Origin of the sequence: Chryseobacterium panacisoli (assembly GCF_008274625.1) — a bacterium.
GTDB classification, from domain to species: Bacteria; Bacteroidota; Bacteroidia; order Flavobacteriales; family Weeksellaceae; genus Chryseobacterium; species Chryseobacterium panacisoli.
On record NZ_VTRU01000001.1, the window covers coordinates 699,128 to 721,182 of the forward strand.

The 22,055-nt window shown below is 35.9% G+C and carries 24 protein-coding genes; 12 read left to right on the forward strand and 12 right to left on the reverse strand.

The annotated features are described in order from the left end of the window. Window positions 1-24: 24 nt before the first annotated feature. From FW781_RS03300 to FW781_RS03320, 5 genes are all read left to right on the forward strand, one after another. Window positions 25-447: a transposase gene (locus FW781_RS03300; protein ID WP_149386102.1), complete on the forward strand. Its 423-nt coding sequence runs from the start codon at window positions 25-27 to the stop codon at window positions 445-447. Between the two features lie 314 nt (window positions 448-761). Next, window positions 762-1,349 (forward strand): TetR/AcrR family transcriptional regulator, encoded by a 588-nt coding sequence (locus FW781_RS03305; protein WP_149386103.1) that lies wholly within the window; start codon window positions 762-764, stop codon window positions 1,347-1,349. A gap of 99 nt (window positions 1,350-1,448) precedes the next feature. Further along, window positions 1,449-2,255, forward strand: coding sequence for an SDR family NAD(P)-dependent oxidoreductase (locus tag FW781_RS03310; protein ID WP_149386104.1), 807 nt, complete (start codon window positions 1,449-1,451; stop codon window positions 2,253-2,255). 270 nt (window positions 2,256-2,525) lie between these two features. Continuing rightward, entirely contained in the window at window positions 2,526-3,824 is a 1,299-nt protein-coding gene (locus FW781_RS03315) for an epoxide hydrolase family protein (RefSeq protein ID WP_149386105.1), read from the forward strand. A 43-nt stretch (window positions 3,825-3,867) separates the two neighbouring features. After that, on the forward strand, window positions 3,868-4,326 hold the full coding sequence (locus FW781_RS03320) for an organic hydroperoxide resistance protein (RefSeq protein WP_149386106.1): 459 nt from the start codon (window positions 3,868-3,870) through the stop codon (window positions 4,324-4,326). A gap of 450 nt (window positions 4,327-4,776) precedes the next feature. Here FW781_RS03320 and FW781_RS03325 read toward each other — a convergent pair whose 3' ends face one another. From FW781_RS03325 to FW781_RS03335, 3 genes are all read right to left on the reverse strand, one after another. After that, on the reverse strand, window positions 4,777-5,592 hold the full coding sequence (locus FW781_RS03325; protein ID WP_149386107.1) for a ferritin-like domain-containing protein: 816 nt from the start codon (window positions 5,590-5,592) through the stop codon (window positions 4,777-4,779). Window positions 5,593-5,616: 24 nt separating this feature from the next. Further along, a complete protein-coding gene (locus FW781_RS03330) occupies window positions 5,617-6,327 on the reverse strand; it encodes a ferritin-like domain-containing protein (RefSeq protein ID WP_149386108.1) in 711 nt (236 codons plus the stop codon). A gap of 75 nt (window positions 6,328-6,402) precedes the next feature. Further along, window positions 6,403-6,972 (reverse strand): fasciclin domain-containing protein, encoded by a 570-nt coding sequence (locus tag FW781_RS03335; RefSeq protein WP_149386109.1) that lies wholly within the window; start codon window positions 6,970-6,972, stop codon window positions 6,403-6,405. A 254-nt stretch (window positions 6,973-7,226) separates the two neighbouring features. Here FW781_RS03335 and FW781_RS03340 point away from each other — a divergent pair, with 254 nt between their 5' ends. Further along, window positions 7,227-7,796: an RNA polymerase sigma factor gene (locus FW781_RS03340; protein WP_228408798.1), complete on the forward strand. Its 570-nt coding sequence runs from the start codon at window positions 7,227-7,229 to the stop codon at window positions 7,794-7,796. A gap of 1 nt (window position 7,797) precedes the next feature. Beyond that, the gene (locus tag FW781_RS03345) at window positions 7,798-8,619 is read left to right on the forward strand and encodes an anti-sigma factor (RefSeq protein WP_149386110.1); all 822 of its coding nucleotides are present in this window, start codon (window positions 7,798-7,800) and stop codon (window positions 8,617-8,619) included. 12 nt (window positions 8,620-8,631) lie between these two features. On the opposite strand, the gene FW781_RS03350 is transcribed toward FW781_RS03345, so the two are convergent. Both FW781_RS03350 and FW781_RS03355 read right to left on the reverse strand, forming a co-directional pair. Next, window positions 8,632-10,431, reverse strand: a complete 1,800-nt coding sequence (locus FW781_RS03350; RefSeq protein WP_149386111.1) for a BamA/TamA family outer membrane protein — start codon at window positions 10,429-10,431, stop codon at window positions 8,632-8,634. A 220-nt stretch (window positions 10,432-10,651) separates the two neighbouring features. After that, complete coding sequence (locus FW781_RS03355) at window positions 10,652-10,891, reverse strand: hypothetical protein (RefSeq protein ID WP_149386112.1); 240 nt, start codon at window positions 10,889-10,891, stop codon at window positions 10,652-10,654. 299 nt (window positions 10,892-11,190) lie between these two features. Between FW781_RS03355 and FW781_RS22300 the strand changes: the two genes are divergently transcribed. Together FW781_RS22300 and FW781_RS03360 are read left to right on the forward strand one after the other, a co-directional pair. Beyond that, on the forward strand, window positions 11,191-11,352 hold the full coding sequence (locus tag FW781_RS22300; RefSeq protein WP_172625652.1) for a hypothetical protein: 162 nt from the start codon (window positions 11,191-11,193) through the stop codon (window positions 11,350-11,352). 283 nt (window positions 11,353-11,635) lie between these two features. After that, window positions 11,636-12,121 (forward strand): hypothetical protein, encoded by a 486-nt coding sequence (locus FW781_RS03360; RefSeq protein ID WP_149386113.1) that lies wholly within the window; start codon window positions 11,636-11,638, stop codon window positions 12,119-12,121. Between the two features lie 249 nt (window positions 12,122-12,370). On the opposite strand, the gene FW781_RS03365 is transcribed toward FW781_RS03360, so the two are convergent. From FW781_RS03365 to FW781_RS03395, 7 genes are all read right to left on the reverse strand, one after another. Then, entirely contained in the window at window positions 12,371-13,348 is a 978-nt protein-coding gene (locus FW781_RS03365; protein ID WP_149386114.1) for a terpene synthase family protein, read from the reverse strand. A 32-nt stretch (window positions 13,349-13,380) separates the two neighbouring features. Next, the gene (locus tag FW781_RS03370; protein ID WP_149386115.1) at window positions 13,381-14,385 is read right to left on the reverse strand and encodes a terpene synthase family protein; all 1,005 of its coding nucleotides are present in this window, start codon (window positions 14,383-14,385) and stop codon (window positions 13,381-13,383) included. 229 nt (window positions 14,386-14,614) lie between these two features. After that, on the reverse strand, window positions 14,615-14,848 hold the full coding sequence (locus FW781_RS03375; RefSeq protein ID WP_139348523.1) for a hypothetical protein: 234 nt from the start codon (window positions 14,846-14,848) through the stop codon (window positions 14,615-14,617). Between the two features lie 38 nt (window positions 14,849-14,886). Then, complete coding sequence (locus tag FW781_RS03380; protein WP_149386116.1) at window positions 14,887-15,903, reverse strand: terpene synthase family protein; 1,017 nt, start codon at window positions 15,901-15,903, stop codon at window positions 14,887-14,889. Between the two features lie 100 nt (window positions 15,904-16,003). After that, window positions 16,004-17,017 carry a terpene synthase family protein gene (locus tag FW781_RS03385; RefSeq protein WP_149386117.1) on the reverse strand — a complete coding sequence of 338 codons (1,014 nt, stop codon included), beginning with the start codon at window positions 17,015-17,017 and terminating at the stop codon, window positions 16,004-16,006. Between the two features lie 362 nt (window positions 17,018-17,379). Beyond that, entirely contained in the window at window positions 17,380-19,089 is a 1,710-nt protein-coding gene (locus FW781_RS03390) for a hypothetical protein (RefSeq protein ID WP_149386118.1), read from the reverse strand. 7 nt (window positions 19,090-19,096) lie between these two features. After that, entirely contained in the window at window positions 19,097-19,573 is a 477-nt protein-coding gene (locus tag FW781_RS03395; RefSeq protein ID WP_149386119.1) for a DUF5675 family protein, read from the reverse strand. A 480-nt stretch (window positions 19,574-20,053) separates the two neighbouring features. Between FW781_RS03395 and FW781_RS22305 the strand changes: the two genes are divergently transcribed. The 3 genes from FW781_RS22305 to FW781_RS03405 all read left to right on the forward strand — a co-directional run bounded on the left by FW781_RS22305 (window position 20,054) and on the right by FW781_RS03405 (window position 21,909). Then, complete coding sequence (locus tag FW781_RS22305; RefSeq protein ID WP_172625653.1) at window positions 20,054-20,230, forward strand: bacteriocin-like protein; 177 nt, start codon at window positions 20,054-20,056, stop codon at window positions 20,228-20,230. Window positions 20,231-20,642: 412 nt separating this feature from the next. Next, on the forward strand, window positions 20,643-21,488 hold the full coding sequence (locus tag FW781_RS03400; protein ID WP_149386120.1) for a helix-turn-helix domain-containing protein: 846 nt from the start codon (window positions 20,643-20,645) through the stop codon (window positions 21,486-21,488). A gap of 55 nt (window positions 21,489-21,543) precedes the next feature. Then, on the forward strand, window positions 21,544-21,909 hold the full coding sequence (locus tag FW781_RS03405) for a hypothetical protein (protein ID WP_149386121.1): 366 nt from the start codon (window positions 21,544-21,546) through the stop codon (window positions 21,907-21,909). Window positions 21,910-22,055 lie beyond the last annotated feature (146 nt).

Consider the following 22,055-nt stretch of genomic DNA (forward strand, 5'->3'; position numbering starts at 1 on the left):
TCTTTTTATCCCAATGCTATTATTATGCTTTTTAAAAATATCCACATCGGTGAACTGATACAAAAACGGGTGCAGGAAACCGGCTTTTCTTCAGACAGAATCCTGAACTTTATGCAATGCAGCCATAAGGAACTTGCAGAGATGTACAACAGTAAATTTCTGGATACAGAAACTCTTCTTAAATGGAGTAAGCTCTTAACTTATGATTTTTTCAGACTCTATTCTCAGCATCTTGTGCTCTATTCACCTCCTTTATCTTCGGATTATTATCAAAAATTAAAACACGAAAAAACACAGCTTCCGAAGTTCAGGAAAAATATTTATACTGTTGAAATAATTGATTTTATTCTCAATCTTTTAAAAACAAATGAGAAAACCAAACAACAAATCATAGAAGAGTACAGGATCCCAAAAACCACTTTATACAAATGGATCCAAAAATACTGATTGAGCTTTGAACTCCTATAAATTAAGATTTTTAGTTGCTGCATATATTATCATATCCCTCCATTGAATATATGCTTTGCTTTTCATTTTTTATAAACTTACGATTCTATAACACAAATGGGAAGTGTATCACTGCAGGATTTCGGTCCTGCAGTACGATACGAAAATCATCCCAATACAAAAAAACACCCAAACATAACTCACACTATTACAAGTGATTGTGAGTAACATTTGTATTTTTTCAAAATAAATCACAAAAAAGTTTTATTTTATGACCAATCGGTCATATATTTGCAGTATTATTTCGCAGCATCATGGCAAAAGGTGAAGAAACCAGACAGTTTATTATAGAAAAGGCAGCTCCTATTTTTAACACAAAAGGGATTGCCGCTACTTCTATGAGTGATATTATGGAGGCCACTAAATTGTCTAAAGGCAGTATGTATGTCCATTTTGAAAATAAAGACGTACTGGCCTGCGCTGCTGTTGACCATAATATGAAAATGCTGAGTGACCAGATTCAAAGAACTTTAAGCAGATTCAAAACTTCAAAAGAACAATTATTTGCATACATTGATTTTTTCAGTGATCCCAATCATCCGCCCGTAGTTGGAGGCTGCCCTTTATTAAATTTTGGAATGGAGGCTGATGACACCAACCCTGCAGTCAAAGAAAAGGTAAACCGCGCTATTAAACAGGGGCAAGAATTGCTTTCAGGTATTATTGAGAAGGGAATTGCCAATAATGAATTCAAGGCAGACTGGAATCCGGCTGATTTTGCAACCGTTCTTTTTGCCATGCTTGAAGGAGGTCATTTGATGTCCAGAATGTCTGGTAAAAATGACAGAATGGGGGTTATTGGAGATAGCCTGAAAAAAATGATAGAAGAAAAAACAGTATAATTTTTTTTTTCAAAAAAAATGACCGATCGGTCATGTAAGTCAAAATACAAAACTTTATAAAAAAAGTATAATCATAACAATTAATTAAAAAACAAAACAATGTCAAAAACAGTTTTAATTACAGGAGCATCAAAAGGTTTCGGAAGAGCATGGGCAGAAGCTTTTTTAGCAAAAGGATATAATGTAGCTGCAACCGCCAGAAACGTTGAAACCCTCAATGATTTAAAGGAAAAATATGGAGATTCTGTATTGTCTTTAACCTTAGATGTAAACAAGCGGGAAGAATCATTAGCCGTGGCCCAGAAGGTACAGCAGCACTTTGGCAGCATTGATATCCTGATCAATAATGCGGGATATGCTCTTACGGGTGCTATTGAAGAAACAAATGAACAGGAAGCCAGAGCACAGTTTGAAACCAACTTCTTTGGAACTTTATGGCTTACACAGGCGGTACTTCCTATCATGAGAGGTCAGAAAAGCGGTCATATCATTCAGGTGTCTTCTATTCTGGGATTGGCAACTTTACCTACGATGGGGCTTTACAATGCTTCTAAATTTGCACTGGAAGGGCTAAGTGAAACTTTAGCTGCGGAAGTGAAAGAATTCGGTATTCATGTTACTTTGGTAGAACCTAACGGCTATGCTTCCAATATCTGGCATACAGGAATTAATACCCAAAGCAATCCTGTTTATGATGATCTTAAAAAAGCTTTTTCGGAAGCTGAGACTTCTTTCGGAAGTGTAGAAGCTACAGCTCCGGCGTTGATAAAATTAGCAGAAACTGAAAATCCTCCATTGCGCTTATTGCTTGGGAAAGTGGCTCTTCCTTTTGTAAAACAAAATTATGAACAGCGATTAAAAGTCTGGGAAGAATGGAATGAAGTATCCGTAGAAGCTCACGGATAATTCTTCAAAAGAATACCGTCATAAAATAAGCTCCGTCATTAAAAGAACGGAGCTTATTTTTTATCCTTTTCAGAATTAAACAATTGTTTTTTAGTCTTTTCTTTTCAACTGCTTGTTGTTCATGCATTTTTACTGTTCACCCTCTGCAATGTCTATTTCACTTATGAATATGACTATTTGAGCAAATTATCCATTTACCAGCTGCTTTTCAGCGTATAATTTTGTCTCATCAAAAAAGAAAAACAGATTAAAATCTAAAACAATAAAGCAATGAAAACAACAATTTCAACCCTCCTGCTAGCGGTAACTTTTACTCTAAGTACTCAAACACTTTTCAAAGCGCAAGCTAATACAACCCATGCAGATTTGTCAAAATCAGACACCAGTATCCGTCCTTTTCACATTAATATTCCACAATCTCAGCTGGATGAGCTTAAAAGACGGATCTCCGAGACCCGTTTTCCTGATAAAGAAACAGTACAAGATGCTTCCCAGGGAATTCAGCTCGCTCAGTTAAAAGAACTCATCACCTATTGGGGGAATGGTTATGACTGGCGAAAAGTGGAAAATAAGCTGAATGCGCTTCCACAATTTGTAACAAAGATTGATGGCCTTGATATTCAGTTCATTCATGTACGTTCAAAAGAGTCTAATGCGATGCCTGTGATCCTTACTCATGGCTGGCCGGGTTCTCCACTGGAATTTATTGATGCCATAGGCCCTTTGACTGATCCCGTGAAATATGGAGGAAAAGCAAGTGATGCATTTGATGTGATCATCCCAGCTATCCCGGGATATGGCTTTTCAGAAATCCCTACCGAACTGGGCTGGAATCCAGATCGTGTGGCCCGTGCCTGGGATGTTCTCATGAAAAGACTTGGGTACAAAAAATATGTTTCTGAGGGTGGTGACCACGGTTCTGTAGTATCTGATGCTTTGGCAAAGCAGGCTCCTTCAGGCCTTTTGGGTATTCATCTTACCATGCCGGCCACTATTCCTGCTGAGCTTGTAAAACCCATCAATGCAGGTGACCCTGCCCCTGCCGGACTTTCAGTTTCAGAAGCACAGGCTTATAATGCAATGAGTACTTTCTTTGGAAGAAATGCAGCATATGGAGGAATGATGGTAACACGTCCACAGACGACAGGGTATTTACTTTCTGATTCGCCTAGTGCTTTAGCCGCATTCCTTTATGAGAAAATTGCTGAATGGAGCGAAAGTAACCTTCACCCTGAAAATGTAATCGGCCGTGATGCGATTCTTGATGATATTACCCTTTACTGGCTTACCAATACAGGAGCATCTTCTTCGCGTTTCTATTGGGAGAACAATAAAAATAATTTCAGCGCTGATGCACAGAAAACGAAAGATATTAAAGTTCCAGTAGCTATTTCAGTATTTCCTCACGAGATTTATCAGGCTCCGGAAAGCTGGTCAAAACGTGCCTACCCTACTTTATATTATTATCATAAAGCTCCGAAAGGAGGACATTTTGCTGCCTGGGAACAACCACAGGTCTTCACAGAAGAACTTAGAGCTGCTTTCAAAGATTTAAGAAAAAAACTTTAATAACAGATCATCAACAATATTGTTCAATCTAAATAATAAAAATATGGAATTAAATACCATTCAGGAAGTAGAAAATACAACAGTAGTTAACATCAGTAAAGTATTGTATTCCGGTAACGTTATAGTAACCGGAGGACGCAATGGGGAAGCTAAAAGCAGTGACGGAAAACTGGACATTGAACTTACCTCTCCCGGGGCAAAAGGAAACGGAACGAATCCGGAACAGTTATTAGCAGCAGGATGGTCTGCGTGCTTTATCGGAGCGATGCATTTGGGTGCCGTTAAAATGGGAGTTCATCTTCCTTCGGACTTGTCTGTCAATACCTCAATAGATCTGGCATCCAATGACGACGGTTTTTTTCTACAGGCTCATTTACAGGTTATTTTACCGGGTCTTCCCATAGATGAAGCCAGAAAAGTTGTAGAGGCGGCACATGCGACATGTCCTTATTCAAAAGCGACCCGTGGAAATATCAATGTAAAGATAGAGGTTGTGGTGTAGTTATCAGAATGTTCTTATAACGTTTTGATTGAAATCTTCCTTGCCTTTTGGGTAAGGGAGGTTTTTGTTTTTTTAATGAAGGGAAAATATTCAAAACGCAAATGAGATTCTTTCGGCAGCAAACATTGAGACATTCTGCACTTTTTTTCAAAAAAACAAAAAAAATAATTCAAAATAATGGGACTTTGAAACTTTTTTCAATACATTTGCGACTTGATTATCTCATTAATTTGAGTTTCATGGTTATTAGTTTTTATCCCCAGGAATTACTGGGGATTTTTTTATTTAAACCAATACCTGCCCAACTCTGCTTCATGTTCACTTCAAAAGTGTTAGTAAGGAAAGAAAGAGAAAGCAAATTCCGTACGCTCTACAATCTGACAGAACATAAAAAATCCATTTCCGGAAAATTCCGGAAATGGACACCACTTTATCATCATCCAATCACAACTAAACTATGAACAGGGAGGCAATAGTCTGTGCATCGCTGCCACTTAATATTTCATCATAAGCTGCAGAGCCGGCCGCAGCTCCAAATAAAGTTCCTGTATTATAGCCCGCCTGATTTACATTGTCTTCTCCGGCATACACAGGATTGGTTGCGGATGGCATACTTCCTCCGTCAGCAAGCTCAATCCATCCTTTATTGGCCCTCATTCTTCTCACCTGTGAAGCATGTCTGGCTTCAACAGAATGAATCTGTAATGCAGCCTGAAGCACGACTTTATTGGACATTACGTTTCCCGCCTGCCCTTTATAAGCTCTTACTCCGGTATCTTCAAAAGCCTGGGCGAGAATAAGAAACTGATTATAGTCTGTAAAAGGCGAAAAATTTCCGCTGGCCGTAAAGTCAAAGGTTGGTTTATTTCCCGGTGTTATACCCAGAGAAGTCAGTGTACTTTTCAGAAAGCTGACATGGGCTGATTCATGTTTTGAAATCTGCATAAAAACAGTTCTGTCACTAGTAGGAATCAGTCCTGGTGTGGATAATCCTATGCTGTAATATTCATTTTCAAGATATTCGAGAACCAATGCCAGCTGTAAGGCATCCGTCAGGGTACTTTTTAAAACAGCACCTGTTAAATTCGTTTTTGCAGTTTCTGCTTTGGCTGAAGTAGCCATCATTGTTCCCAATCCAAGCGGTACAGCCGCTGCAGCTGCTTTTTTTCCGAATAATGACATATTCGTAATGGTTTCCAGTCTTGAAGCTTCCGTTGTGAAAAATTTGTCATAAGAAAGCTTATCCAGTAATCTAAGAATATTCATAATGTAATTTTTAAAGGTGAATGATTAGTTAATACCTCTTTCTTTCCAGGTAAAAGGTGTTTTAATAAACGCTCCGGTAGCCATTACGATATCTTTAGGCTCTTTTGCAAGGTCAAGTCCGTTCGCATCTATCACATCATCTCCCGAAAAATCAGCAGATCCCGGATTGATCAGATTTCTGATGGCAGAAGCATGTCTGGCCTCCACCGAAACTATTTTACCGGCAATCACCAGATAAGCAGGATTGGAAATATATTTTCCTGCCCCGTTATAAGCCGCTACCCCTGTATCTTCCAAAGCTTTTGCCGTGGCTAATACGGAATTGCGATCATTAAAATTCACATTCGGATACTGGAATTCCAATTTGGGAAGCACATGGTCTGTAGCATCGCTGATGGCTGCTTTAAAGAAATCCCGGTGAATTACTTCATGATGATAGAGGTCTGTAAAAACTTCTTTCTCAATACTTGAAATCCCAGTATAAAAATTATTCACCACTTTCGTATAAAAATCTGCTTCCAGCTGTTCGAGTGCATAGGCATAGTTTAATATGCCCACATCTCCTGTCCCCAGGTCATACTTGGGTTCATCTATGATCTGAAAATCATCGTTGTCATCACATCCTATGAAAGTAAGTCCTGCAATGGCAAGTCCTACTCCACTTAATTTTAAAAAGTTTCTTCTGCTTGTATCAAGAGTAGCTCCCTGATTAGAAACCTGAATTGTTTTTTTCATATTATTATTTTTTTAGTGTTAGGATATTTAAGAAAGAAAAACAGCATACGGATTATGCTGTTTTGTATCTTAATATTAAGGCATTAAAACCGTATCAATCACATGAATCACGCCGTTAGACTGGTTCACATCTGCGATGGTCACTTTGGCACTGTTTCCTTTTGCATCCTTTATGTAAAGGTCTTTTCCTTTAGTCCAGAATGTAAGATCTTCTCCCTGCACCGTTTTCATCATGCTTTTTCCGTTTCCTGCTTTTACAGCAGCCCAGATTTCTTTTGCACTGTATTTTCCTGGAAGTACATGATAGGTCAATATACTGGTAAGCATTGCTTTATTTTCAGGTTTTACAAGACTTTCTACTGTTCCTTTCGGAAGTTTTGCAAACGCAGCATCTGTGGGAGCCAGTACGGTAAAAGGTCCCGCTCCCTGTAATGTTTCTGCCAAACCGGCAGCTTTCACTGCAGCAACAAGGGTTTTATGATCTTTGGAATTGACCGCGTTTTCAATAATATTTCTGGACGGATACATCGCTGCTCCTCCTACCATAACTGTTTTTTCTTTCATCGTTTGTGCCGTTACCTTCCCGCTAAAAGCAAATGATAAAACGACCATTGCTAAAACTGTGATTTTCGATTGTGTGTTCATTGCGTTATTTTTTAATTAATTATAGTTAATTGTGTGTTTAATGTCATTTACGAGGTCGGTTTCATTTCAGATTGAAAAAAAATGAAATTATTTGCAAGCAACTGATTTACAGATATTTATTTTTAAGATTTAAAAAAAACAATCCAGAAAAACGGTTTTTCCATATTGAATATTTTTCAATAATTTTCAAAAAACCATGTACGAAATAAAAGACAAATTGGATTTTATTGACTATATGTTTTATTTTATTACATTTGAACAGAAAAATAAAAGCTATTAAAACAACCTATTCGGAAGAGGAACTTATCGTTTTATTAAAAGAAAAAAACGAAACCGGTTTTCATTATCTGTATGACCACTATTCCGGTGCGTTGTACGGAATCATTCTCCGAATTGTTCAGTCTAAAGAATATACTGAAGAAGTGATTCAGGATGTTTTTGTTAAAATATGGAATTCTATCCATCAGTATGACGCTTCCAAAGGAAGGTTTTACACCTGGATGATCAATATTGCAAGAAATACGGCTATTGATTATTTAAAGTCTAAAGGATTCCAGAATGAGCTTAAAAACCAGCCACTTCCCGATTTCGTATATAATACTACAGAACTTTCAACGGTTAACAATTCATCTGATTATATCGGATTTAACAATGTGCTTGAAGGACTGGAAACGGACAAGCAGGAACTCATAAATCTTGCTTATTATCAGGGATATACTCAACATGAAATATCCGAAAAACTGAAGATACCACTGGGAACAGTGAAGACGAAAATGCGTAATGCACTGATGAAATTAAAAGATTTGCTAAAAGATTATCAATAAATTGAACACAAAAGAATACATATCATCCGGAATTATAGAATCTTATATTCTTGGCCATGCTTCTCCTGAGGAAGCAGGGATTTTGGAGTGTGTGATGAAGAATAATGCCGAAGTAAAAGCTGCTTTTGAAGAAGCACAAAAAACTTTGGAACATCTTGCTACTGCTCAGGCTGTAACACCCCCAAGCGATTTGAAATCTAAAATCTGGAATAAAATTCAGCAGGAACAAACTGTAGAAGAAGTAGCCCCTGCTGTTTCAACAGACATTCCAGAGACAAAAGATCATAAAGAAACTCTGGAAAGAATAAATATTCAGGGAAATACCCGGTGGAAAACCTATGCAATAGCAGCTTCTGCATTGTTCCTGATAAGTGTCGCCGGCAATTTATTCTGGATGAATACGCAGTCATCCAATAAAAAGGAAATCGCTTTGCTGTCTTCTGAAAAACAAGCTCAGGATCAGGCAATGAAAAAAATGAACCGTAAGATTGATATGTTCTCCAATCCTGATATGCAGATGGTGATGCTGAAGGGTGTAGAAAAGCATACAGATTCCAAAGCGATGGTTTTCTGGGATAAAAAGACAAAAGAAGTTTATCTGAATGCGGAACAGCTTCCAAAAGCTCCTGCCGGAATGCAATATCAGCTTTGGGCCATCGAAGACGGAAAACCTGTCAACGCAGGGATGTACACCGAAGATAAAGACAGCAGCATTGCACTGGCCAATATTTCCAATGCTCAGGCTTTTGCCATTACTCTCGAAAAAGAAGGCGGCAGTAAAGTGCCTACCATGGAGAATATGTTTGTAATGGGAGAAATCTAAAACACTTCTTTATCAGTTGCCAAAGTTCACAAAATGAGGAATATCTGTTGCAAAATTATTCATAGGTAAAAGATTATTCCTATTGCTGTTAAAATCAAAAACTGAATTATTATCAAACGGAACCCTTGGATAATACATGAAAGAAATCTGAATTCTGTTGAACACCAGATAAGGATTATTAATTAAAACACCTATCCCGACTTTTGCATTGGCTTTTGTCTTAAATAATTTATCATCAGGCATTCCCAGCCACCCAACTGCTGTTGTTAAATAAGGACTGAAATGGAAATTCTTCCAGGTTTTGTTAATAAACAACTGGAGCTGATATCTTAAAACCAGTTTTTTAGTTCCGATATAATCTGAATTGTAAACAGGGAATTCATCTGCAGAAGAAAGGTTTATCCTATCCTTATATGAGTAATTATGCTGTGGATTTCCAAGGGCTAAGGTCGGAGAAAAGAAATGTCTTGCTTTGGCAAATTTCCAATCCATAAGATTGGTAAAATAAGTTCCATCTATACGGAAAGACTCTCTGTTCTGGCTGTCTTCATTAAAAAAACGCCCGAACTGACCTTTCACCGTGAAATATCCCAATTTTGTAAAACGGCCATAAGAGGCAGAAATTCCCACATAAGGATTTACTTCTTTGTTTCTTGATAATCCTCCGGCAATAATGTTCACAGAATTACCATAAGCAACATCTTCCGGCAAATCATATTGAAAAATATTCTTCTGTACCGAAAAATTTCTCTGGATAAATCCAACTGACATCAGAAAACTGTTGTAAGAACTAAAATATTTATACTGGTCTATTCCCGGACTGTCTTTATACTGGTAATTCTGAAATCGTCCTATTATTGCAATATTGCTGGATACTTTTTCGTTGGGAACTGATGAAACGGGAATCTGATAACCACCCCATAAATCCTGACTGTACACTTTGATCTGAACTTCCGGAAAAGCTGTATCGGTTTCTGTGGGAAGTAAAACTTTCCTCTTAAAATATTCGAACGTAAAACCACCCGCCCATTTCGTCAAAGGCGAGAAAAAGTCTCTTCTTATACTGAAATTGATTCTTTCATTTCTCAAAAAATCCCGTTCGCCAAGAAGCTGGGCATTGAAATAAGTCCCAAAAAGGTTATAGGCTGTATAGCTTCCCAAAAGATAATCCTGCTTTTCTTTGGAATCATTTCTGTAAAGGAAATCAAGGGTGTGGCCTAATCCCAATAAATTTTCTTCAGTAGCTCCCAGACCGAGCTTACTTCCTGAATAGCTGATCCTAGGTTTCAGACTCCAGGAATCGAGGACTTTTACCACAACATCAATAGAATCTTTGCTGGAAGTACTGTCAGAAACACTGATATTCACCCTGTTGACAAATGGCATTGTTCTGAGCAAACGCTCAGATTCGTAGAGCTTCTGGGCGTTATATTCTTCACCTTCGTCAAAAAGCAGATAATTATTAACGGTAGAGTTTTTTGTATTGGCATGAAGATGATCTGCCACCCAATCATACCATCTGGACCTTTCTTTAGTGTCTTTTGAACCATATCCAAATGGATCAATAGTCTCTATCCTGATTTTTCTAATGTATTTTTTGTTATAAGCCTCCTGCGACAGTTTTTCTGTCCTGGACTTAACAGAAGTTGAATCCGGCTCTCTACGAAATATAAAGCGGTGGATGAATTTGGTAACTTTTCTCTTATCCGAAAATTCTTCTATTTTGTAATACAGCGAGTCTTTCTTCTCCTGTGCATTTAAAAAGAAAAAACCACCTAAAAAGAAAATTAAAATTGCAATCGTTCTAGTCATTAGTCATCAAAAATTCAATACAGTTTGTAGCATCAATTTGCAAGCCAACAATGCTTAACCTATAGCAGAATAAGGAATTTTTCCATTTAAAATTTCCCTGTTTTATATTTTTTACTTTTTAGATATTATAACGTTCAAAAAATGACAGCTTTTTTTGTAACATCCTAAAACAAATTGTAATAATAATTGAGATATTAGAATTTACATTATTTTCAGTTTTTTAGAAGATAAAACCTGACATTACTATTAAATTCAGAATGAAGGAAAACAATACTAAAATAATCAGTTCTTTCGAAAAACGGGTATCTTTTTTAAAGATATGATTGATCCAGAAAGATAATCCCAAAAATAGTAATCCTGCTGTTGTCAAAAAAACAGTTCTCGTAATAAGAGCTGAAATAAATTCATTTTCTCTGATCATGTCCCAGCCTTCTTTTGATCCTATCCAAATTCTTGACATTCCTATTAAACTTAAAAAGCCAATTGTATAAATTGTAGCTTTCAACAATAAATAGATATTATTTTTATTTGTATACTCCATACTTACATGATCATAATAATTTAGATGATAAAAAATAGTCCTTTTATTTAAGTCTAGGTTAAAATTCTTTTTTCAAATTTTCTAAATTAAATTTAATTCACAAAATTTTTCTGCTTCAATCTTCATTGATATTTTTCTAATCCTTTTTATTCTGCAGATTACGGTATCCCGTAATTATCTGATTAATAAAATGATTTTGTTTGCAAAAAGATTTTATTATGAAAAAATTATTTTGCTTTTTTAATATCCATACCTGGAAATATACCAGCGATACTGAGAGAAATTGTTTGTTTTGTAACAGATCAGAATATTTAGATATCGATTCAGATGTGAATGCATTTGGAAACCCTTTATGGCTTAAAAAACCTAAAAACAAATAATTTAAATACCTATTATTCAGTATTTTAATCTCAAAAACCTGTTTAATACAATCACAAAGACAAGTATCATATCTTGTATTCTCTTATGCATAAGTTTGCCGAAACTCCTTTTTATGAGACTCAGGAAAAGTTGTTCAGAAACAGAAACATTTTTCTTAACAGCTGAAGAATAATCTAAAGCTTATTTTCTGAATGGCATTAAAAGCTAATTTAAATCACAAAATAAAACTTTTCAGTACAATCATTTTTAGTTATTTTTACTCATTATAAATAAAAATAAGACATGAGAAAAATCGTACTCTCTGGAATCGCTGTTATGGGAGGATTTCTGGCGGCAAATGCACAGTGTAAAGCTGTCTCTACCCTTACAGAAAATTTTGATACCTGGAAAGATATCAATAAATGCTGGACTGCTCAGCCGGGGAAAGCTATGCTGTATGCCAGTGATAAAAGAATTATTTTTTATTCAATGAGCAGCCCAGGAGAAAATATGTATCTGGTAACTCCGGAAATGAAAGCCGGAACTTATACCCTTTCACTTGACCTTTCGGATAACGGAGGCGAAACAACATTAGAGCTTTTCTCTGTAAGCAGCCCTGCTGATGCAAAATCTTATGTTTCAATCACTAAGCCTTCAAAGATAACAGGAGAGAAAAAGACCTATACCATTTCTTTGAAAAAAGATTCCCATCTGGGACTGAAAGTATTACTGAATGGAGTTCATCAGGCTGTTTATATGGATAATTTTTCTTTAACTCCAAAGAAATAGATCTGGCAACGGCCTATTCTATTTTCTTTAGTTATTACTTAAAATTTTTGTTTTCCACTCTGTAAACCGTCAGACTTTACTAGTACAGATTGGATACAAAGGTTTATATGAACAAAAATAAGAGGCTGTTTCTATATTTGACAATGTAAATATAAGAGACAGCCTCTAAAAGTGATTACAGAAGTAAAATTCTGGCCCGTTATTGAACACGGATAAGCAGAATAGACAACACCTGTGCTATCATTAAGGTTATTGCGTAATTATCCCGTATTCGGGTTTAGGAAACTCATCGGGAGTTTTGTACCTGGTGGAATTGCCTTTATGATACCATGCTCCCAATCCTGAGATCATCAGTGCCATATTATGTACAAACCGTACAATATACTTTTGATGCAGGCCAAAATCAGGTAAATTATTCTGAAGTTCAACAAATTCCCGGACATATAAATCATGGATATGCATTGCTTCAGTAATGGCTTCTTCCAATGAAACACGATACTGATTCTTTATCACTAATATAATGTTCAGAATTTCTGTTCTTAGCTCCTTTTCTATTGAAGCAAAATCATTCTGAATCGCCATTATTCTGCACATTAGCATTTTTAACCGTTTTATAATCGGATGTTCAGAGATATGTCCCGGAACAATGTAGTTAATAGAAGGCTCTACCGGATCTCCATAGGGGTACATAAAAACCGAATACTCACGGATAAGCAGAAGATTGCTAAGGGTGGGAAATTCTTTTTTCAATTTATAGGGTGTTCCTTCCATTATTCCATAGGTAGTATAATTATAAAAGTTTTTAGTCCAGCGTATCAACCAATCATCATTAACGTAAGGAATAAATTCCTGCCTGCTTAGGGCCACTTGCTTTATGAGTCCTATATCATCTGCTTTAGGCTGCTCTCCCAGCATGATATCCATTATATGATCCCTGATCCCTGTGAGTTTATCAACCGGGCATAACTCATAATAGTCATCAAACAGAGTCAGCCATACCATAAATCTTGCTATAGGTCTGATCTGTTCTCTGGTGCTAGCCGCCGGAAACATATAAGACGCAGCTTCTACGAGGCCGTGTTTCTTATATTTAGTTCTTGCAGCTTCGGACATAAACTGATAATCCGTGTCAATCCAATTATTCTGTTCTTCATAGAAGGACTGTGAAAACGGACCTATTTCATAGGTCCAGGGATATTGCAAAACAGGAACATCTTGTTGTTTCATCTTTAAAATTTAAAAGTTATATTAAACTTAATTTACAGACTGTTATTGGCGGCATGATTATCTTCAGGCCAGGCAAAACCAACTCCCCCATGCTTATATCTGTTTGTTTCCAGGTAAAAAGTATTAACTCCCTGCAGTCCAACACCGGCATAATAAACAAATTTGTCGACGTGTTCCTGATATTCACCAAACTCCCGATACTCTTTATGTAAGTCATTCAGGCTAGCCAGCTCTTCATTATGAATACGTAATGCTTCTGCACAAGCATCTTCCAAAGAAAGATTATACTCCTGCTGCAAAACAAAAACCAAATTAAAAACCTCTGTTCCTTTCGCCATCTCTTTTGGCAGGGAATGAAGATCATTTTGCCATGCAACGACCAGAGTCATATGGGAAATCATCTTTTGCACTACGATATGCTCAAAGATATGTTCCGGCAGGACAAGTCCTGATTCAATCTCACCAAAGATCAGATAAGGACGCATGAGAACAGAATATTCTCTAATGGTTTTGTAAAGATTCAGCGATGGCGGGCGGTGGGCAATTTTGTATGGATACTCCAATTCGATTCCGTATCTGAAAGACTGATAAAAATAGTAAACAAACCGATCAAACCACAGGTCTGGCATAAAAGCACGAAATTCATCCCGTATCATTGCCATATGATGATAGAGCGCATTTTCCTCCGGCTTGGCTTGAGCACCCCTGAGAATATCTGTACAACGGATCCGCAGCTCCTGGATCTCTTCAAGAGAAGAATGTTCCACCTGATCATCGAGAGCAACATATTGGAGCATAAACCTATTGCATGGAATGGCCTGCTCATAGGTTAAGTGCGGCCACATACGTGCTGTACACATATGAAGCTCCATCTTTTTATAAATTTTCCGTTGTTTTTCTGTCAAAAAAGTATAGTCATTATCAATCCAGCCATCCATATCTTTCCCCATTTGTTCAGCATGTGGACTTATAAGGTCAGGCCATGGATAGCATCCCCGTGGCAGGTAATCTGTACTATTAAATTGTTCTGGTGTCATCTTTATTTATATTTTAAAATTATTGCAAAGCATATTAGTGTACCCGCCACTCTTTTCTAAACTTTCGGCAGGTTCTTAATACGACGGTAATTGTTCAGTTTTTATTGAAATTGGTTATGTCCTAATGTTTCTTTTAATTCGGAAGCACTTGGAAATTCTGTTTTGTTATAGCGGTCAAGCTTAGTGGATATATTTTTCCAGCCGCTCAATACCATACTCATAATAATCATCAAATAGAGTCAGCTCTTGCTATAAGTAATCTGTCTTTGGTACTAGCCGCCGGAAACAGGTAAGACGCGGCCTCTACGAGGCCGTGTTTCTTATATTTAGTCCTTGTGGCTTCGGACATAAACTGATAATCCGTATCAATCCAACGATTCTGTTCTTCATAGAATGATTGGAAAAACGGGCCTATTTCATAGGTCCAGGGATATTGTAAAACAGGAACATCTTGCTGTTTCATATCATTTAAAATTAGAAGATTAATTATTGAGTTGCACATTAAAAATGCTTAATTTCCACCCTTTCCAGTGTTTCACCTTTTCCGTTGGGTGGTACAGCAAATCCTCCCGGTTCATACCTTTTTGTCCCACTTTGATAGTACCAGTTATTTAATCCACTAATCATTTGCTTTATGTAATAAATAAATTCTTCTGTTTCTCTTTGATATGGGCTGAAATCCGGTAAATGGTTGGATAGCGTTACAAATTCATCTACAAGCTCGTCATGGATTCTCATTCCTTCTCTACAGGCTTCATCAAAAGACATTTTATTATGATACATGAGTAATTTGATAATATTGAACATTTCTGATTCTATCGCAAGTTCTTTTCCGATAGTTGCAAAATCGTTCTGTAAAGCAACAATAATTGACTGCAGCATAATTATGCGCTGGATAACAGTATGATTATAAATAAAATCAGGCAAAGCAAATCCCGTTGTTGGGCAAATCAAATCAACAAATGGAATCATACCTATTGAATTGGCACGAATTAAATGAAATAAAGGAATGGGAGGAATTTCCTTACTGATTTTATAAGGAGATTCTTCCATAATTCCATCAGTAACAAAATTATACTTATATTTTTTAGCCATTCGTTCAAGCCAGAAATCTGGCATTCCAAGTGCTATCCACTCTTTTCTATTGGCTTGCATCTGGCGGAATATTCCTATTTCGCCAGGTTTGGGGTCATCCCCCATCATAACTTCAAAAATCCGGTCTCTAAAACCTGCAATTTCTTTTATGGGTAAAAGTTCAGCATAATCATCAGTTACTGTCATATATATTGCAAAACGTGTAGCATGAAGAATTCTTTCTTTTTCAGCAGCACCGGGTACCATAAAAGGACCTACATCTATCAAACGCATTTTCCTATATCTTGCCATGGATTCTTTTGAAAGAAACTGATAATCCTGGTCATACCAGATAGTTTCTTCTTGGTCTAAAGTTCCTGCAAAAGGACTTCGAAGAGTTTCCCAAGGATACACCGGCTTTGGTACATTAAATTGTTTGTTCATAATATGTTGTTTTAATTTTAATAGAATAAAAATTACATTTTCAATAATCTCGTTTTTTTCAAATTGCAATATGTAATTGGAAATTTTGTCGATTTTGGTATTAAAATTGGCTCAGCCTTTCTTTCAATTCATTTGTCTGAGGAAACTCCATAGCATTATAACGGTCAAGCTTAGTGGATATATTTTTCCAGCCGCTCAATACCATACTCATATAGTGTACCCAATTGACCACAGCCTCGTGCCATATACCAAAGTCTGGAAGTGAAGCCTGCAGGGCTATAAATTCCTTAAGATCTTCATTATGGAGGCGCAGGTCTTCCAGGCAGGCTTCCTCTAACGAGATGCTGTGTTCATTCTGGATTACCTTCACAATATTATAATAGATACTGTCTGTCGCTTCATCTTTTACTACAGATTGAACTTCATTGAAAAAAGTTACCAGATGACAGGCAAGTGCCTGAAGACGGCGGATCACCGGATGATCATGAATTTCCGGCGGCAGGGTGATTCCTGTTTCAACTTCAGTAAGCTGCAGGAAAGGATACAGGCAGATGGAATCTTCCCTTAAGACAATGCATTCTGCCGTTGTAGGAAACATCTTATTCTTTTTGTATTCCTGTTCCTTCTTAAGCCCGCTAAAATACCTACTGATCATCTGTGTGAAACGATACATGGATTCTTTTGGAATAAACTGAAGTAATTCCTGTCTTAACGAAGCAAGCATAGAAGCTAAAGGTATTGTAGACTGAGAAACAGACATTTCACCATTCAATATAGCAATGGATTGAGCATGTACATCATCAATGTCATCAGGCTTACTTTCTTCATACAGATCATCATTGTAAAGTGTCCAGAGCATCAGTCTGCAGATAGGCCGGAAACGTTCAGCAGAAGCGGTAGGAAACCATTGGGCAGCGATGTGGGCCGTTTTGGTTTTTTTGTACTTCTTACGCAGATCAGGATTATTTTGATACAGCCACATGTATTCACCATCAATCCATTGATTTTCGGTGATTTCCTGCAATTGATCCGCATGGGGATTTTTTAAGGTTGGGAACGGATACCTGAACTTTGTACGAAGAAGTTCAAGGGGATTAAAATTTTCATTACTCATGATTATATGTTTTAATGGTTTTTATCTTTTATAGCATAATAGTTTTTTAAACATACTACATTAATTACCAATAAGATACATTCATGAATGAATTAAATGTACAAATTAATTTTATTAAATGATATGGAATTTTACTATATTATTCAATATATTTATCGCTCTGAATAACAGCAACTTACACACAATCAACAATAATAACTCAAATTTACATATCAGATTATCAACCCATTAACACTTCAAAAAGAGAGGAATATTTCCAGATCTTAAAATATTCCAACGGGAACAATCCACAAAAAATAACTCCTGCTGAAAAATCTACAGGAGCCATTTTAATGATTCTTGATATATACCGATAGTCCATTCTAATCAATAACCGGAAAAGATCCGAGAGTAAATTGTACGGTTTTTTCCTGATAAATATTGGGATTCATGGCATTGGGTACTACTAAAGTCAAATCAGTTCTCTCGCCGGGCTCATAATTTTTTAAAGCATCTGTAAATGTTTGTGCATCATATACGGAATAAGACCCTACTTTTTTAACCAGAGTACCCGGCAGGATATTATTAAGATGTAAAGCTCCTCCTAAAGTCGTTGGGCCTATTAATACCCCTTTTACATTCTGAAAAACGGTATTATATCCATTAAAAATATTGAGCTGTACATCCCATGGAATAACATCTATAACCCCTACAGAAGCTCTAAACTTTACATCCTCTTTGGCAATGACAGGCTGAGTAACTGCATGCTGTACCGATATTGTTTTTGTATGGCTGTAGTCTTCCACCGTTTTAGTCATTTCAGTACTGTTCAGCACCCTTTTAAAGGTGGTGTTACCACGGGCTCCATTATTCCCCCACCTTACTCCATTGGCTATAAATCCTATATAATCTTTTTTGCCAAGAGCGGCTACAGCGGCTTCGATATTAGGAGTTAGGTTAGGATCATTTTTTTGTAATGATTCTGCAAACTGTAAATGTAAATTCTGTAATTTATCATTTCCTTCCGCTTTTGCTATTTCGGCTGCCTGAAGGTGATTTTTAATGGCTTCTTCCTGCGAGATATCAGGAAAGAATTTTTCTTCAAATTGATAAATCATATCGTCATCTGCATCATACATTTCGATTCTCGTATTATTAATTTTTTCAGCATTATACTGGCTGTCAACCTGCTGATTGAATGAAGACTTCATAGATTTCCGGCTGCTTCCTAATCCGAGAAACGCCCATCCGCTTGATTTCTGGCTGACACTGCTCTTTTGAGCATCACTTAAAAACTGGTTAACAACCGTACTGCCATCTATATGGGCATTAATATAACTGTTTTTAGAATTCTTAAATTTATAACTGACCGATATATCACCATTTCCATTGGCCAGCAGATTCTTAACATATTCCGTAGGATTTTCAATGCTTATATTTTTAAAGCTTTTATTTCCAATCAATGTTCCCGAGATGCGCTTGCTGTAAACAACCTCCCCTCCTGCTTCCACAATAAATTCTACCTCGGTAGGTGAAATGATCTGGCTTTGAAAATTTGTATTATAATCTTTAATCAGTTGTTCCTGAGGAGCCAGCATGGTAGTTTCGTACTGCTTGGCTAAGGCAAAGAAATGATTGGTTAATCCAGGATTGGTAATCATGTAAGGCGTTAACACGGGCTGCCCGTTTGTATTTTTTAAAATCGGAGGATAAAAGGCGGCTATTGTCGTGCTTCTTATGGCAGCACAAATTGATGCCTTCTGGCTTTCATTGGGTAATACCAGCTCCTGTGTCACCGGAATAATTAATGTACGGATTTGATCAGAACTCTTGTAAGTTTCATTTCCTTTACTGTCTATATATTTAATATTATTGATATCAAACTTAAGAATAGGTAATATAAATACCTTAGCAACAGTACCATTAGCAACATTTTCATAAAAGCCGTGGGTGTTGTAAAGCGCATATTTCCCTTTGCTATCTATGGCTACATAATTCTCGACTGAAAATTTGTTTGAATTTGGTGTCACTTGTGACCAAATAACTCCGGTATTGGCCAACAGCAATACCATGATTACATAAAAATTTTTCATGATTAGTTTATTTAAAGGTTACTATAATGTTTTTATCAGGAGTACTGTAAGGATTTGAGGTACCGTAAAATGCGTCTTTCAGTTTACTGTATGCCAGTTTACTATTCCCTACAGTACAGTTTTTAATATCGGTTTCCATTCCTATCAAAACACATCCTTTGATCTGCTTTGTATAGTTTCCCATATGAATTTGTACTCCATCTCTGTCTGGTACATTTTCAAGCTGTATTCTCCATCCGTCATTTTTATCATATCTCAAAATACCGTTATAAGATCCGGGAGGAACACAACTGATATTTTTTATATTATTTTCCCATGGCAGCTCCAATGTATGGCAGATGACTTTTTTATCTGCAATGAGATATCCTAAGGTACAAGTCGGTGATGACAGCTTTCTTTCAATAACTATTTCAAAATTTGTTTGCCCAAAAAGGCTGTCTGAAAAAAAGACGGTTAATACAATTGCAAGTAAAGTTGTTTTCATGATTCTATATTTTAAGACTAAGGGTAAACCTGTATTAGCGATATTGATCGATTTTATAGTAAAATTACATGTAAATCAACTCCCTGTCTATAGCACTTTTGTGTAATATTTCAGCGCCCTGATTTCTTCATACGATGCCGGATAATCTTTTTATAATCATCAATTGACATCAGTAAAAATCATTTTTAAAGTAGTAATGAATAGCTTTTCAGAGTTTTCTAGTAAGGAAATAGATATTGAGAAAACAGAAAGTATGATAATCTAAAAGCTTAGGTATTGCATTACAATAAGATGATAAGACTTTCATCCTACGACGGGCCATACAGTAAACCCTTAAACCGCTTCACTTACATAAAAAACACCACCACTTATTAACCTCTCCTTTGCATTGAATATCTTATATCTCATTTTTGAACTATAAAATAAGCGGTATCCGAAAAGCTTTATATAAAAGAGTAGGAAATAAAAACATTTTATATTATGAAAAATCTAAAAAAACTTTCAAGAAATGAATTGAAAACAGTAACAGGAGCTGGAGCAATTGGCGGTCCATTTCCGTCAGTATGCATATACACTCATCAATGGTGTGAAAAAGTAAAAAAATGTATCCCAAAAGCAATAGATTGTAGCCAACTTGAGATTCCACAACCCATTTAAAGATAAAAATCCGGCAAAATCTGCCACAATCTTCCGGGTATTTTTGCAAACCATAATAGACAAATAAAAAAATCCTGCAAATCAATGATTTCGCAGGATTTATCTGTTAATATTAAAGTCAGAAATTCCATAATCAGTACAATAAATCAGTTTTAATAATGTTAAGATAAGGTATTCAATATACTTAAATGTAATTATAGTTTATAGGTGAACTTTAAGGTAAAGAATCTGAAAGAAATCCTGATAATAGCCCGAATTTAATGATAAAACATAATTATTTTTATCTATTTTTATATGAGTTCAAATCAAGCTTCAAAATAAGTAACCAAATATCCTAACTATGCCCATAGTTTGATCTTTAAACTCATTTTAGCTTTATAATCTGCCTCTAACTGAACAAATAAACATTTTATTGCAGCTTATTACTATGTACGTTATTACAGACCAATTAAAGAATTTAGGATTTAGCATCAACACACTGAATAATATAATACAGAGAAATAATAATAAAAGAAGTTTTAATACACTCGAGTATTTCTGTATCTATATTATTATAGAAGATATCACATTAGAGATCGAAAACATTCCGCATTCCATAAAAGGCGGTCATATAGCATTTGTAGGTCCGCAAAAACAAATTGTCTTTGGCGAAACTAAGCGGGGTGAGGTTTATGTAATTACATTTTCATCAAGTTTTTACGAAAGATCTGCAAAAGACAGCATGTTTATCAATTCAAGACTTTTTTTTAATTATGATTCTGATGTTTTTATAGCGCCTTTTGAAAATATTAAGGAAATGAACGTCGTTTTTATGGGAAGAATGCACAACTTTCAGCACAAAGATGAAAGTCTGTATATTTCTGCTGCTCATAACGCTATTGAAAGATTAATTCTGGATGCATTTCTGCATATCCCGGCAGAAACACTGAAAAAAGACATCAAATTTGATTACCTCCACTACGTCAATAGATTTAAAGTCCTTTTACAGAGAGATTATAAAAAGGCTAAAAAAGTTTCCCATTATGCTAATGAACTTAATATCACTCCAAGAAAGCTAACTGAAATGACAGAGTATGTTCTGGGAAAAACAGCCAAACATATTATTATTGAAAAACTGATCAATGAATGCAAAAAATCTATTAGCTTCTCCGGTCACAACATTTCTGAAATTGCTTATGATCTGGGATTCAGTGATGAAGGAAATTTCAGTAATTTTATTAAAAAACATACAGGAAAAAATCCCACAGAAATGAAATAATGTAAAAATAATATCGTATTTTTGGATAAATAACAGATCAGTGAAAAATTAATTTATGTTGAAAAGATATATTTTTTCAGTAATTTTCCTTTTTGTTTCCATGAGCATCTATGCACAGACAGATGATGTTCAGGTGAATGTAAGACTTTATCCTACACAAATGCTGGCGCTGGGGGGTGACAGCGAAATGACTGATGATACAGATGAAAGTATCCAGCAGGAAATAAACTCTGTGATCATTTCAAGTCCGTCAGGCTTTCAGCTGGGAATTCAGCAGGATGATAAAGATGAGTATAACCTCATCAAAAGCCAGAATGGAGTTATAGAAAAAAAATTCATGATAAATCAGAAAATAGATAAAATTATAAAACAGTTTAAAGATAAGTCCACTTCTATGATGTTAATTTTAATCTCTCAATAAGCCTACTACAGCTTATTTATTATGCATTAAATATTATTTTTTTAAATTTCCAACTGCCTGTTTTTAGTAAATTGACAATAAAATAATATTGATTTAACAACATTAACAATATTTTTAATTTTTAATTAACTTAAAAGCTCATATTT

What these genes read in the sequence shown, in the direction of transcription:
- FW781_RS03395 (WP_149386119.1), bottom strand. Translation starts at nt 19,573, where the DNA reads ATGAAAACAACTTTACTTGCAATTGTATTAACCGTCTTTTTTTCAGAC.
- FW781_RS03380 (WP_149386116.1), bottom strand. Translation starts at nt 15,903, where the DNA reads ATGAACAAACAATTTAATGTACCAAAGCCGGTGTATCCTTGGGAAACT.
- FW781_RS03330 (WP_149386108.1), bottom strand. Translation starts at nt 6,327, where the DNA reads ATGAAAAAAACAATTCAGGTTTCTAATCAGGGAGCTACTCTTGATACA.
- FW781_RS03355 (WP_149386112.1), bottom strand. Translation starts at nt 10,891, where the DNA reads ATGTCAAGAATTTGGATAGGATCAAAAGAAGGCTGGGACATGATCAGA.
- FW781_RS03320 (WP_149386106.1), top strand. Translation starts at nt 3,868, where the DNA reads ATGGAATTAAATACCATTCAGGAAGTAGAAAATACAACAGTAGTTAAC.
- FW781_RS03300 (WP_149386102.1), top strand. Translation starts at nt 25, where the DNA reads ATGCTTTTTAAAAATATCCACATCGGTGAACTGATACAAAAACGGGTG.
- FW781_RS03350 (WP_149386111.1), bottom strand. Translation starts at nt 10,431, where the DNA reads ATGACTAGAACGATTGCAATTTTAATTTTCTTTTTAGGTGGTTTTTTC.
- FW781_RS03385 (WP_149386117.1), bottom strand. Translation starts at nt 17,017, where the DNA reads ATGAGTAATGAAAATTTTAATCCCCTTGAACTTCTTCGTACAAAGTTC.
- FW781_RS03310 (WP_149386104.1), top strand. Translation starts at nt 1,449, where the DNA reads ATGTCAAAAACAGTTTTAATTACAGGAGCATCAAAAGGTTTCGGAAGA.
- FW781_RS03360 (WP_149386113.1), top strand. Translation starts at nt 11,636, where the DNA reads ATGAGAAAAATCGTACTCTCTGGAATCGCTGTTATGGGAGGATTTCTG.
- FW781_RS03370 (WP_149386115.1), bottom strand. Translation starts at nt 14,385, where the DNA reads ATGACACCAGAACAATTTAATAGTACAGATTACCTGCCACGGGGATGC.
- FW781_RS03315 (WP_149386105.1), top strand. Translation starts at nt 2,526, where the DNA reads ATGAAAACAACAATTTCAACCCTCCTGCTAGCGGTAACTTTTACTCTA.
- FW781_RS03375 (WP_139348523.1), bottom strand. Translation starts at nt 14,848, where the DNA reads ATGAAACAGCAAGATGTTCCTGTTTTACAATATCCCTGGACCTATGAA.
- FW781_RS03325 (WP_149386107.1), bottom strand. Translation starts at nt 5,592, where the DNA reads ATGAATATTCTTAGATTACTGGATAAGCTTTCTTATGACAAATTTTTC.
- FW781_RS03365 (WP_149386114.1), bottom strand. Translation starts at nt 13,348, where the DNA reads ATGAAACAACAAGATGTTCCTGTTTTGCAATATCCCTGGACCTATGAA.
- FW781_RS03405 (WP_149386121.1), top strand. Translation starts at nt 21,544, where the DNA reads ATGTTGAAAAGATATATTTTTTCAGTAATTTTCCTTTTTGTTTCCATG.
- FW781_RS22300 (WP_172625652.1), top strand. Translation starts at nt 11,191, where the DNA reads ATGAAAAAATTATTTTGCTTTTTTAATATCCATACCTGGAAATATACC.
- FW781_RS03305 (WP_149386103.1), top strand. Translation starts at nt 762, where the DNA reads ATGGCAAAAGGTGAAGAAACCAGACAGTTTATTATAGAAAAGGCAGCT.
- FW781_RS03390 (WP_149386118.1), bottom strand. Translation starts at nt 19,089, where the DNA reads ATGAAAAATTTTTATGTAATCATGGTATTGCTGTTGGCCAATACCGGA.
- FW781_RS03335 (WP_149386109.1), bottom strand. Translation starts at nt 6,972, where the DNA reads ATGAACACACAATCGAAAATCACAGTTTTAGCAATGGTCGTTTTATCA.
- FW781_RS22305 (WP_172625653.1), top strand. Translation starts at nt 20,054, where the DNA reads ATGAAAAATCTAAAAAAACTTTCAAGAAATGAATTGAAAACAGTAACA.